Genomic DNA, 12,978 nt, shown 5'->3' on the forward strand with positions numbered 1-12,978 from the left:
CACTTTCCGGTTTCTGGCTACCCCTAGCCTTAGGTAAGGGGGGAAAGCTGCTCGCCGGCGTGCTCGATGACCTGCTTGGCCAGCTTGCGATTGGCGGTGGTGCCTAATACCGCGCCAATGCCCATGGGCATCAGTTTGCTTACCCACGCCCACTTGAGGCGTTTGGTGACTTGTTTGGTAAAAAGCTTGGTCAGGCGGCCGTTGATGCCAGATAGAGTGGGGCCGGAGAATCGGGACAGGCTAGCGGCCGAGCGCATACCAGCAACGCTATTGAGGTCCCCGACAAAGGTATCGACCAAAGCGGACCCCTTCGAGCCGGTGAGCACGACGAGTACAAGGGCGCGGCGGCGCTCGGGGGACTTGATGTCATCGCCACGCAGGTAGGCAGAAGCCAAGATGTACCAAGCTGCGGCCTCTAAGAAAACCACGGACTCGCCTGCGATGGTGGCAGCGCCGGTTACCAAACCAATACCCGGGATGGCGGCGGATGCACCTGCGGCCGCACCGGTACCGGAGGTGATATTAAGGAAGTGCTTGTCAATGAGCTCCTGCAGCTTCTGTGGGCTTGCGCCCTTATTGCGCTTTTTCAGGCTCTCGACATACTTGATGATGACGCCAGATTGTATCGATACCGCGCGGTCCAAAGAGTTGAGCAGGGCAGAGGTAAAGCGGTTGCTGTCCTCCGGATCGATGTCATAGGTATCGACGGTATCCACCTCGGTGGAGTTGTCCTTTTTATCTTTAGTGAATAAACCCATGTGTCCTTCTCTTTCGCTAAAACTTATCCGTGCCCAGCATAGTAAAGGCTGTATTAATGTGCCGCCGCGCCGCAATCAGATCGCCCTGGGCGTGCAGGCCACCTAAGCTAGTGGACATGGTTAGGCCGCACGAGAATTACCGCGATTCCGGGGATGTCTTCCCGGAGGAGTCCTCCGCGGCGGCGCGACTGAAGGCGGAGCAGGCGCACGAACGCGCTCGCCGCGCCTACGAGGAAGCTCGAAACGCCCTGGCAGATGAGCTGACGGTGCGCACCACCTCTGGTTGGGTGCGCGGTGTTATTGAAGAGGACCTGCGCCCCGATCGCCCCATTAGCGCCGGGCCGGTGTTGACGTGGCGCGGTATCCCGTTTGGAGATACCACCGCTGGGGACAATCGCTTCCGCGCCCCGCAGCCCGCGCCGGCGTGGGAGGGCGTGCGCGATTGCAGTCAGTTCGGCCCGCCGGCCCCGCAGCCCACGTACTCCTGGACCGACCGCATTATCGGCTCCGAGGACTGCCTGTACCTCGACATCGTGCGCCCGCGCACCGAGGAGAAGCTTCCTGTGGTGGTCTATTTACATGGCGGCAGCTTCATTATGGGTTCGTCTCATATGCTCATGCTTCGTGGTTTCGAGCTAGCCACCCGCATGGACGTGGTCTACGTATCCATCAATTTCCGCCTTAACTCTTTGGGTTATTTGGACCTGCGCAGCCTAGGCGGCGACTGCAGTGCCAACCCGGCGGTGGCTGACCAGAACTTGGCATTGCAGTGGGTGCGCGATAATATCGCCGCCTTTGGCGGTGACCCTGACTCTGTCACCCTCATGGGCGAGTCTGCCGGCGGTGCGGCCGTATTGACCTTGATGACGAGCCCGCCCGCGGAGGGCCTATTCCATCGCGCCATCGCCCAGTCCCCGCCGATCGCCATGATTCACTCCCGGGCTCAATCCACCTTGTGGGCGCGCGAGCTGGTTCACCGGTTGGCCTTGCCGCGCCGCACCTCGGTAGAGGATCTGCGGCAGGAAAACTTTGCTGATTTGGTGCGCTCCGGCCAGTCCATGATGTGGCGGGCTGGAGAGCTCATTCACCTTAATTCTTGCTATGCGCCCACGGTGGATGAGGAGCTTATTCCAGAACACCCCATTGCCGCCTTTGAAAACGGCCACCAGCATCAAGTTCCGCTGCTCATCGGCACGAACTCGGACGAGGCTAGCTTTGGCAAATTCCTCTTCCAGCGCCAAAGCTCCCGTGAGCGCGCCGCCCTGCGCCTATTGGCCTCCTTCGATCCCCAGCATGCCCCTGAGGTGGTTGCCGCTTATGACGGCGCAGTGGCCCGCGAAGACTTTGCGCACCTGCTTGCCGACGCCCTCTTTTGGGCACCCTCCACCCGCATCGCCGCCGCCCACGCGCAGGTGGCACCAACGTGGATGTACCGCTTCGACTTCGCCTCTGCCGTACTCAAGTGGTTGGGCCTAGGGGCCATGCACTCGATGGAGCTGGGCAACGTCTTTGGTGACCCACATTCTTCGCGCGCGTCCTTCCTTACTAATTGGGGCTCGCGCGCGGAGATGGAAGAACTTACCGCCACCATGCAGCAGCATTGGTCCGCCTTTATCCACGGTGGCCGTCCGAAGATGAGCTGGCCGCGCTACGGGCTCAAGCAGCGGGCCACCATGATCTTTGATGCCGAGGCCTATATTGAAAACGCCCCGCACGAGCTCAAGCGCCAGGCGTGGGAGGGATACCACATGTTGGAGTGGGGAAGTGGGCGTCCAGAGCTGGTGAAATCTTTGGGCTTCCAACCATCCGGGTGGGAATGAAGGTAGACTCCACAGTGACCACGGGCGGCGTCTTGCTAGCCGTGGGGACCTCTGCTTCCGAAGGATGGATTTTAAACCACCATGAGCTTTTTCGAAGATATTGCTTCTGCATTGGATGCCGAGGGCATCGAGTCCCGCGTCAATGATGACGTCATGTTCGTTCCAATCACCTCTGATCTGGAAATCCAATTTATTGAAATCGATCCGCTCCTGCCTGCAGCAAATGTCTATATCGCTGCGGCAGACGTTGATGAAGACGATGAGGAATTTGAGGCAGTCTTGGTCTCCGTCGCCTTCTCTGTAGATGACGCCGTGGAGGCGGTTTCTCGCCACATCGCTACCGACCAAGTGGTCACCGTCCTGCGCGACCTGCTGGAGGGCACCGATGAACGCATTGCGGAACTAGAATTTTCCCAAGATGAGCTCAACCCACACCTTGTCGTGGCTGAAGTAGCCAATGACTCGGAGCTGCGCGTGCTTGTGGAAACCATAGACGGTGTCCCTTCTGCCATCGTCCGCTTCCTCGCTTTCGACTTCGACGAAGACGATCTAGATGACATGGAAGATGAGGCCGTCACCCTCGCCTGGGAAGTTGATGAAGAGGATGAGGATCTCGATGAGGCCGACCGCCTCGCCCTCTTTGATAACGCCGACTTTGATGATGTCCCCATCGTGGAGGTTCCTGCCGAGGCCCTCGAGCTTGGTACCTACACCGATTTCGATCGCCTCTTCGACGTCCTGGGGCTTGTTTCTGAGCAAGCTTTGGACTGGGAAGCGCAGCTCGTATCCTTCGATGACGAAGACTATGAAGAACCGGACGTCTACGACATCTTCGGTGAGGATGACGGGGACGAAGAGGAGGACTACTTCGACACCGATGATGCCGACGTGGACGATGAATCCGAGGCCGAAGCAGCTGAAGATAAGTAAACCCTACCTCCCATAGCCCAGCTCACCGCCTTCTTGCGGTGGGGCTGGGCCTTTCTCTTTTTCAAAGCATCATTGCAGGTAGGGGTATAGATTATATATTCCTTATTGTCTTGCTACTTTCACGCGCCGGCAACTAGGCTTTAGAAGGTTCCCGGCCTGGGACTGAAAATCCGCCCCAGGCCAAACCTTATGAGGAGTAGAAAACCATGGCAGTGAACCGCGATACTACGTGGCGATACGTTCTTGTCGTTGTTGCCGTAGCACTCTCGCTTGCCGCGTGGTTTTGCACCGTGCTTGGCGTGTACTCCACGGTGAGCGTGACTTTTGAGTCTTATCTGACCGCCAGCGTCTGGGTGCTGCTCTTGGTGGCTGCGGTGCTGTTATACACCTCGCAGTATGGGTTGGTGCCCAATTGCATCCTCTTGTATCCCATCTTCGGTGCCTCGATAAATTTATTGCTGGGCTCGTTGACGGTGCGCTCGCAAGCCCCGTTGTTCTTCGATGCCGTGGGCACCTCCATCGTGGCAATCATCGCCGGTCCTGTGCTGGGTATGGCCACGGGCTTGACCACCACGGTGTTGGGAGGAGTGTACTTTGCCTATGATCTCGCCTTTGCTCCTGTGGGCATCTTTATCGGCGCCGCCGTGGGTTTGATGGCCCGCCGCGGGGTATTTAATAGGCTCTCGTCGATCATTTTTTCCGGCCTCGGTATGGGCATCGGCTCCGGCGTGATGAGCGTATATGTCCTGATCTTTTCGTTCAGCGGGCGTCCACGCCAGGAACCGCAAAACCTTACCAAGTTCTATGAGCTGATCTTTCAAGATGAGCGCCTGGCCATCATCCTGCAAGGCCTTACCTCTGACATCTTGGACAAGGTCTTTACCGTTCTCATCGCCTGCTTGGTTTTGCGTTTTATGCCCAAGGCAATCGCTCGACACTACACGGTGACCTTTAACCGCGAAGTATTGAAAAAGATCCTGCACGCGCCTGACCCGCATGCAGCACCGGATGTGCCGGGGCAGCAGACAAAACAGCTCGTGACCGCTTAGGCGGCTTGGGTTAAGCCGGCGAATAACGACTCGGGGGAGCGGACGGGTTGAAAAGAGCTATCCACGAGCCATACATAGGTGGCATTGGGGCCGCGAGAGACCTCGTGGACGGCATCAACCATCTCCGCCGGCACAAGCGTGCGTACCCAGCCTTCGGCCACGGCAGGTTCCACCGTTTGGCCAAAGTTCTCGGTTATGCGGATGGTGATGAGGTATGCGGGAATGCGGTCTTGCCCAAAGCCGCGCACTCGGGCCTTTACGCGTGAACCCACGCGGTGGCGGGTAATGCTCATGCAGTAGTCTCCGCCCGGTCCACCCGCGGCCGTCGGCAGCTGCTTGAGTGGTGGGCGCCAGGTGGGAGTAGGGCGGGCCAGGGAACGTGGGTGGTGCAGGATAGCGGTAATGGACTCGATGGTGTCGTATTCGTGGTAGAGCAAATCTGCGGCAATCTCGCTGGCGGAACGTGGGAGGAACATCGGGGTGGACTGGGGAAAGTTCTTTTCTGCGTTGTACATGGCCATCACATTAGAACCCTGCGCGGACACTCGCCCACGCTAGTAGAACACCTGTACGAACAGAGATTGAAAATGGCTTTCCTGTAACTGAAGGATTAGAGTTGCAGCCGATATGATGAATACGCCAAGTGGGGAAATAAGCCCAGAACAAAAGCCGCAAATTCCACGCGAGATCTGGGTTATGGTCACCGCCGCATTCATCATCGCGCTGGGATACGGTCTCATCGCTCCGCTCTTGCCGCAGTTTGTGGTGAGCTTCGATGTCTCCATGGCCGCCGCGGGCCTGGTGGTTTCCATCTTCGCTGCCTCGCGCCTGCTTTTCGCGCCGATGTCCGGTTCATTGGTGGATCGCGTAGGCTCACGCCGCGTCTACCTCATTGGCCTCATGACCGTCGCGGTAACCACCGGACTCGTCTCCATTGCCCAAAGCTACTGGCACATCGTGGCCCTGCGAGCCCTAGCCGGCATTGGCTCGACCATGTTCACGGTCTCGGCCATGGGCCTTATTGTGCGCATGTCCCCCCCGTCGATTCGCGGCAAGTGTTCTGCCACCTATGCCACGGCCTTCCTGCTAGGTAATGTTGCTGGCCCGGTTCTTGGGGCCAGCCTGTCCTTCCTGGGCTTTCGTTGGCCATTTTTCATCTACGGTGTGGGTGTCGCACTCGCCGCATTCGTTGTCTGGTGGCAAATGCCCCGCGTCAACCACAAGCAGGCTAACAAGGATGAACTGCCGCCCATGCGCCTGCAGGAAGCCTGGGGTGACACCGCCTATCGTGCGGTCTTAACTTCCAACTTCGCGCACAGCTGGATCAACATGGGCGTGCGGGTGTCCGTCCTTCCTCTATTTGCCGCCTCTATCTTCCACAATGGCGCCGCGGCATCCGGCCTTGCACTCGCGGTCTTTGCTGCTGGGAACACCATCGTCTTGCAATTTTCGGGCAGGTGGTCCGATATCCACGGCCGCAAGCCACTCATCCTTATCGGCCTGGTCGGTTCCGCCATTTTCATGGTTCTCATGGGCATGGCTACCAGTGTCTGGTTCCTCCTGCTCGTGTCCGCCTTCGCCGGCGCATCTTCCGGGCTCATTAACCCCTCCCAGCAGGCCGCGGTGGGAGACATCGTGGGCAATGAGCGCTCCGGCGGCAAGGTGCTATCCACCTTCCAGATGGCCGGAGACTTCGGCCAAATCTTAGGCCCCATGCTCATTGGCCTGCTTGCCGACGCCTCCGGCTTCCCCCTCGCCTTCACCGTCTGCGGCGCCATGGCCTTCATCGGCATCATTGCCTGGGCATTCGGCCGCGACCCGCACGCTGAGGTGGGGAATAAGCCGAAGCGGGTGCCGCAGGAGAACTAAGCATTTGGAGTTGGGCTAGAAAAGTTCAGCCAATTGGGAGACGCATAGATAAACGAAGGCGACGGAGATAATCGCCATCAAGGTGTTGACGAACCAGCCATTTCTCCATTTCTTTGGCGTGTGTCTGGTATTCAGCAATACCAGGAGGGTCAGGCCTAAAAAGGGCATGAAAAGTGAGCCGAGGACTCCATAAGCGATGATGAGCCCAGTTGGCTTTCCAAGGAGAAGCAACAACATTGGTGGAAAGGTTAGCCAGATGAGATAAGCGCGGTAATACTTTCCACCGGTACTTGTCCTCGGATCGCCTTGCGGAATCTTTTTGAGGTGGCCAATATAGTCGGCGAACATGAGGGAAACGCCGTTCCAAACACCAAGGCAAGAGGAGAATGCGGCAGAGAAAAATCCGATGATGAACATTTTGGAGATGAAGGTTCCGTAGCGGTCCTCAAGTACATCCGCCATATCAACGAGGCCCTGATCGTTATCGGATACGGCGACGTTGGCGCTGTAAAGAAGCTCGGCGCCCAGCACGAGTGTAGCCAGAACGAAGATTCCGGTGACTGCGTAAGCTACCGCATTGTCCATACGCATAACCTTCATCCATTTCGGCGTGTACCATTCCTTTTCCCGCAGCCAGTAGCCGTAGGCAGCTAGAGTAATAGTCCCGCCCACTCCGCCAGCGATGGATAGTACATAGACAAAGGATCCATCCGGAATTTGTGGCACTAAGCCACCGATGATTTCGGGAAGGTTAGGGGCAGTAATGGCGGCGATGCCGACTACAGTGACAAACATAATCCCGACCAAGATGGCTGAAAGTTTTTCAAAAAGCTGATATTGGCCAAGCCAAGTCAGGACAAAACAGGAAATGCCGGTGATAATTGCCCACATTTCGAGACTGGTGTTCGGGAAAAGAGCGCTGAGGGCCAGTCCAGTGCCGGACATCGCGGCGGCGCCGTATACGAGTCCCCAGATAACGATATAAGGGGCAAAGTACCAAGCAGTCCAACGCCCTAGCTCACGCCAACCATGGAACATCGTGTTTCCGGTGGCAAGGCTATACCGTCCGACACCTTCGACCAATACAATCTTCATAATCGTACCGATGATGACCGCCCAAAGGAGCGCGTAGCCATAGCGCTGGCCGGCGATCATGGTGGCCACTAGGTCGGCAGCACCGACACCTGTCGCTGCGGCCACTAATCCTGGACCGACTAAAGCCCATTTCACTCTGGCCTGGTCTGTCGTTGCGGCGTCGTGCCTGCTGCCTGCAGGTCGGGCAGAATTTGATTCGCGGGAATGACTCATGGCGCCCTCTCGATTAGTTGTGTTTCTAATCACTATAGGGAGGGTGGTGCTTTTCTATCAGGAAAACGCAGATTTCAGTTTTCGATCGGCCGTCTATGCCACCGTTCTTCCGGCAGCGTAGAGCGCCTTGGGCATTGCTCGCTGGAGCTTCCATTCGAATTGGATCGGCTTTTCTCCATGGTGTGACACATAATCCACAGCGCCTAAATAGGTATAGGCGCTCGCTGTACCAACTTCGTTTTTCTTATTAAAGCGCGAGGCTATGAGAATCTTGCCATCACGATTCTGATGGCCGATGTAGCGTTTTGCCGCCTTCGACTTCAGCGTCGTTGTTGATTGAGATTCCCAGTGCAATAGATCGGGTGAAATTGGATAGTCTCGGTAATTCGTAGAGGCACTTAGTTGTTCGTCTTTTTGAAACGTCACCAAGAACAGGTCCGTATTGATATCCGGGAAGTATTTCACGCCCTCGCGGGGAAGGTTTACAAGTTGTGCAAGGCTCCCAGTCTCCAAAGCACCAATTAGTTCGGCCAATGAATAATCCGCGTGCGTTTCCAACACAGAAGTCTCGCTATGCTGCGGAATGATTCGAGAAGAGTCACTGCACAGTTGCATAACCTGTTGCAATTCCCAAGCGACCTGCGGGTGCTGGCGCAAAATTGACAGAGCCTTGTCATAGGAACCGGGATGCGGAGAATTTGAGTTCGCCCAGAACCCGAGGACGAGCATTCGGGTGAAGGCTTGATCGGATTGAGCCATGTCGGCGTAGTGGAGATCTGGGGTGGAAAGGATGCGCAGATAGGCGTCGACTCGGTGCGGATCGTTGACGTGCAGGAAAACCCGAATCCGATTGAGCAGAAATGTTTCAGTCTCATTGGTGTTCTGCTGAATAAGGCCTTCTTCACGAAGAAGCCGCGTCCACGAATACTTTGAGGGGCGGTAGATATCTTCTAGCTGGAGATTTGATTCCTCAAGGAACTCTTTAAGATCTGTAGTTCGAATTTCAGAAAGTAATGCACGTACTTTGCGTAGTGAATTTCGTGAGATCTTCTTGACATTGCGAAGAACCTGCTCGGTTGTCGTTTGGTCTAGCTGAATATGTGACCCCGGCGGAGTTGTGGGAAATCCCTGTTCAATCTCTTCGGTCAAGCGCTTGCCCCGTTTCCGAGTTAGGGCACGGAACTTGCGCTCGAAATCAAAATCCGCATGCTGTTGGCCAATGAAATCGAAAATGACGCAGGAGTCTTTACCTGGAGATAGACGGAGACCGCGACCTAGTTGTTGCAGAAAGACCACGGGGCTTTGCGTCGGGCGGAGCAAAAGTAAGGTGTTAACAGCAGGAATGTCTACGCCCTCGTTAAATATATCTACAGAAAACAGAACTTTGACCTCACCCGTCTCCAGATCTCTAATGGCCTGGGCCCGCTCGGCGGCAGAGAGTTCGTTCGTTACAGCGCGCGCTGGGATTCCAAATTGTTGGAATTGCGTTGCCATATATTTTGCGTGAGCGATAGTGACGCAAAATCCGATCGCTTTCATCTCCGAGAGATCGAAAATGCGCCGGTTCAGCTCGTTAATAATGAAGCGGGTGCGCTTTTCTCCTGCTTTGATGTAGAACTCGGAGAGCTCTCTGGAGTTATAGTTTTTCTTGCCTCGGATCCAGGTCAACGAAGAAAGGTCCGTCCCATCAGCGATCCCGTAGTAATGCATGGGAACTAACAGCTGCAAACGCAAAGCATCCCACAAACGCAGTTCATGGGCTACGCGATAGTCAAAGTACTTCTGAATGTTTTCGCCATCACCACGTTCCGGCGTAGCTGTTAAGCCTAAGAGCTCTCGTGGTTGGAAGTGGTCTAAAAGCGTGTTATAGGTCGGAGCTTGTGCGTGATGAAACTCGTCGATTATTACGACATCAAAGCGTTTGGGATCTAGCTGTTCTAGACGGGAAGCACGTAGGGATTGCACGCTGGCAAAGACAAAATCCCAACGGTGCGGCTCGGCGCCGTCGACAAGCAGCTCGCCAAAGTCTGCGTCTTTGAGAACTTCTCGGAATGTCCGTCGGGCTTGGTGAAGAATTTCCTTCCGGTGAGCCACGAAGAGCAATCGGGGACGTCGCTTCCATTGTTCGCAAAGATTTCGATAATCTAGTGCAGCAACTACGGTCTTTCCAGTTCCTGTCGCAGCTACCAGAAGGTTTCGATGTCGATCCTTTATCTCCCGCTCTGACCGCAAAGCCTCGAGCATCTCTTCTTGGTATGGGTAAGGCGTTACCTCTAGGCCAGAAAGCTCCAATTGGCGAAGTGCTCCGGACGATTCACCGCCTTTGGCTATGCGTAGAGACCGCTCGAGACGCTCCATGTCACTATTTGGGACGAAGGTTTTAAAGTGGCTGTCGTGCCAGTAACTATCGAAAGTCTTGATGAACTTATCAATCACTTCCGGTGTTGCGGTGTTAGAGCCGCGGACATTCCATTCCCAACCATCGACAAGAGCGGACCTTGACAGGTTAGAACTACCAATAAATGCAGTGTCGAAACCGGATTTTCGTCGGAACAGCCAAGCTTTGGCATGAAGGCGAGTGGATTTGTGTTCATAGCAAATTTTCACGTCTGCCTGATACTTCTCGACCAATCGCTTGAGCGCTGCTGCGTCAGACGCACCGCAGTACGTAGAAGTAAGAAGACGGAATGGGATTTTGTTATCGCGAAGATACTCCAGCTGTCTATCGAGGACGCTAATGCCGGAATTCTTGATGAAAGCGCACAGCAGGTCTACCGAATCGGCCGTTTTAATTTCTCTTTCGATCTCGCTGGTTAAACTAGATTCTCCCCGGGCATTGGTAAATAGTGCGCTCTTGGTGAGTGAAACGTCAGGAAGGAGGGGAGGATCCGCTAATCCGGAGTTGTACACAGCATAGAGGAGCTCCTCGGAATCGATTCCTTCATCATCGCCCAGCAGAAGCGCAATGGTGTTGATGAGGGCAACGCGGTCCTCGGGCGACTTCAAACTACGGAGACGGTGCTCTAAGAGTGAGCCGATGTGTTGAGAAACCGCCGAAGTATAGCGGCCCTGAGCTTCCTGATCGGAGCTTCGCCCGATACCGAATCCTGCAGCAGGATGTTGGTTTAACGTTTCCTCCATTCGTTCGCGAATACGGGACGTAATGGGGGTTTCGTATACACCGAAAGGTAGGGAAGAGTCGGGACTGATGCTCATAATGACCAAATTCTAAAGGCTGGGCATCCTAAATTGGCATAAGAGAGCATTAGTGACTAAGTGTTCTCCCGCTGGTGTTGCGTTTAGCGGAGGATATCCGCCGAATTCTGGCGAAAGGATACTATGAAAGAAAGGAACTTTCGTTCCTTAGATGTGATTAGAAGCTAATGCTTCTACCGCTGGAATATCAGCGGGAGCCCAGTTCAAACTGGCGGCCTCTGCGGGGGTAACCCACTTCGTTTCGTCGTGGTCGGTCAGGCGGAGGTCGCCGTCGACAAGCGTGCAATAGAAAGTCGTTAGCTCAATGGTCGCGAATTCGTACTCGTAAGTTGTTGTCGCGAGCTTCGCTCCCACCTCGGCTTTGAGGTTAAGCTCTTCGTGTATCTCCCGAGCTAGAGCTTGCTGAGGCGTTTCACCAGGCTCAATCTTTCCACCTGGAAATTCCCAGTGGCCTTCTAATGGCTTGCCCGGTTTCTTTCGGCAGGCGAGGAAGCGCTGGCCGTCATGGAAAACGGCGCCGACGACGCGAATGGGTTTAGACATGACTCTATTGTGCCTTGGATCTCGAAAACGTCTAGACAGTGAGCTGTTACTTAGATAACATGTCCCCAATGTTCGCGTAAGGCTGTCACGCGGGCTTGATTTTTGTAGGCAAGCTTGAGGGGACGGTTTTACTGTGACTTCTACCGAATCGGTTTACTCCTCCATCCAGAGCCATGACGGGGAAATCCCGCAGCCTGGGGGACGGTGGAAACTCTTTTTATATAGCGCGATTGGCGCGTTCGTATTCTTCCTGCCGGTGACGTATCAGGATAAGCGCTCCATTCCTTTGGACCACATGGTCACGATGGTGCGTGAGGGGATTCCTGCGGCGGTGCCGTGGATTATCTTTGCCTTGGCCGTGTACGGAACGGTGCGCAGTTTTACTACCGGCGCGTTTAAAGAAAGCGTGCTGCAGGCAGTCTTTGCGGTGCTCAATATTGTGGGTGCGGTGGTTTCGTTCCTGATGGTCATCGACGCACTGCCGTGGGTGCTCGGTGACGAGGACCTGGTGCCATTCTTGTGGAACTCCATTGCCACTCCGGTTGGGCTTATCGTGCCGATTGGCGGTGCTTTCCTCGCGTTTCTCATTGGCTTTGGTTTGCTGGAATTTGTTGGCGTGCTTATGCAGCCCATCATGCGGCCACTGTGGAAGACTCCGGGGCGCTCAGCAATTGACGCGGTGGCCTCGTTTGTAGGCTCGTATTCGCTCGGAATTTTGGTCACGGACCGCGTCTACCAAAAGGGCAGCTATACCGGCCGCGAGGCAGCGATTATTGCCACAGGCTTTTCGACGGTCTCTGCGGCCTTCATGGTCATCGTGGCCAAGCAGCTTGACCTGATGAAGGTCTGGGGCACCTACTTCATTGTCACGCTCATCGTGACCTTTGTGGTTACCGCCATTACCGTGCGGATTCCGCCGCTGCGGACGATTCCGGACGAGTATTTTGCGGATGCGCACCCAGATCCGGAAAAGCCGGTAGAAGGCTCGCGCATCAAAAACGCGTGGCGCGAGGCCATGCTGGCGCTACAGCGCGCGCCGTCGTTGTGGGAATCCATCTGGGAGAACCTGCGCGATGGTGTCCGCATGGCGGCGGCCATTGTGCCTTCCATTATGTCGGTGGGTCTCATTGGCCTGCTGCTGGCGCGTTTTACGCCCATCTTTGAGTGGATTGGTTACCTGTTCTACCCATTCGCTTGGGTAGTGCGGCTGCCGGAGCCGGTACAAGCCGGCAAGGGTGCGGCCATGGGAATTGCGGAGATGTTCCTGCCCGCCACCGCAGTGGCAGGCAGCGACAGCATGGTGCTCAAGTTCGTCATCGGCGTGGTGGCAGTCTCTGCCATTATCTTCTTCTCCGCGCTGGTGCCCTGCATCCTGGCTACCAAGATTCCGGTGAAGCTGAGTCACCTGGTCATCATTTGGTTCGAGCGCGTGGCGCTGACCATTCTTATCGCCACGCCGATTGCTCACCTGCTGTTTTGATTTAA

The 12,978-nt window shown here is 55.7% G+C and carries 10 protein-coding genes; 5 read left to right on the forward strand and 5 right to left on the reverse strand.

Features of this window, described 5'->3' with window-relative positions:
• Positions 1-29: 29 nt before the first annotated feature.
• Positions 30-758: a hypothetical protein gene (locus tag WMQ00_RS08360; protein ID WP_200287751.1), complete on the reverse strand. Its 729-nt coding sequence runs from the start codon at positions 756-758 to the stop codon at positions 30-32.
• A gap of 116 nt (positions 759-874) precedes the next feature.
• Between WMQ00_RS08360 and WMQ00_RS08365 the strand changes: the two genes are divergently transcribed.
• From WMQ00_RS08365 to WMQ00_RS08375, 3 genes are all read left to right on the forward strand, one after another.
• Complete coding sequence (locus WMQ00_RS08365) at positions 875-2,578, forward strand: carboxylesterase/lipase family protein (RefSeq protein ID WP_340440877.1); 1,704 nt, start codon at positions 875-877, stop codon at positions 2,576-2,578.
• Between the two features lie 81 nt (positions 2,579-2,659).
• Positions 2,660-3,508 carry a hypothetical protein gene (locus WMQ00_RS08370; RefSeq protein WP_023021822.1) on the forward strand — a complete coding sequence of 283 codons (849 nt, stop codon included), beginning with the start codon at positions 2,660-2,662 and terminating at the stop codon, positions 3,506-3,508.
• A 206-nt stretch (positions 3,509-3,714) separates the two neighbouring features.
• The gene (locus WMQ00_RS08375; protein ID WP_340440878.1) at positions 3,715-4,557 is read left to right on the forward strand and encodes a hypothetical protein; all 843 of its coding nucleotides are present in this window, start codon (positions 3,715-3,717) and stop codon (positions 4,555-4,557) included.
• On the opposite strand, the gene WMQ00_RS08380 is transcribed toward WMQ00_RS08375, so the two are convergent.
• Complete coding sequence (locus tag WMQ00_RS08380; RefSeq protein ID WP_275434376.1) at positions 4,554-5,078, reverse strand: hypothetical protein; 525 nt, start codon at positions 5,076-5,078, stop codon at positions 4,554-4,556. The genes WMQ00_RS08375 and WMQ00_RS08380 overlap by 4 nt on opposite strands.
• 106 nt (positions 5,079-5,184) lie before the next feature.
• On the opposite strand from WMQ00_RS08380, the gene WMQ00_RS08385 reads away from it, so the two are divergent.
• Positions 5,185-6,426, forward strand: coding sequence for an MFS transporter (locus tag WMQ00_RS08385; RefSeq protein WP_340440879.1), 1,242 nt, complete (start codon positions 5,185-5,187; stop codon positions 6,424-6,426).
• Between the two features lie 15 nt (positions 6,427-6,441).
• Here the strand turns inward: WMQ00_RS08385 and WMQ00_RS08390 are convergent, their stop codons facing one another.
• From WMQ00_RS08390 to WMQ00_RS08400, 3 genes are all read right to left on the reverse strand, one after another.
• Positions 6,442-7,626 (reverse strand): Nramp family divalent metal transporter, encoded by a 1,185-nt coding sequence (locus WMQ00_RS08390; protein WP_340439954.1) that lies wholly within the window; start codon positions 7,624-7,626, stop codon positions 6,442-6,444.
• Positions 7,627-7,827: 201 nt separating this feature from the next.
• Positions 7,828-10,950 carry a DUF3427 domain-containing protein gene (locus tag WMQ00_RS08395; protein ID WP_340440880.1) on the reverse strand — a complete coding sequence of 1,041 codons (3,123 nt, stop codon included), beginning with the start codon at positions 10,948-10,950 and terminating at the stop codon, positions 7,828-7,830.
• A gap of 147 nt (positions 10,951-11,097) precedes the next feature.
• Positions 11,098-11,493, reverse strand: a complete 396-nt coding sequence (locus WMQ00_RS08400; protein WP_248098971.1) for a (deoxy)nucleoside triphosphate pyrophosphohydrolase — start codon at positions 11,491-11,493, stop codon at positions 11,098-11,100.
• 133 nt (positions 11,494-11,626) lie between these two features.
• Here WMQ00_RS08400 and WMQ00_RS08405 point away from each other — a divergent pair, with 133 nt between their 5' ends.
• Positions 11,627-12,973 (forward strand): YjiH family protein, encoded by a 1,347-nt coding sequence (locus WMQ00_RS08405; RefSeq protein ID WP_340440881.1) that lies wholly within the window; start codon positions 11,627-11,629, stop codon positions 12,971-12,973.
• Positions 12,974-12,978: the final 5 nt, after the last annotated feature.

The sequence above is a fragment of the Corynebacterium sp. KPL2825 genome (assembly GCF_037908445.1).
GTDB lineage: Bacteria > Actinomycetota > Actinomycetes > Mycobacteriales > Mycobacteriaceae > Corynebacterium > Corynebacterium kefirresidentii.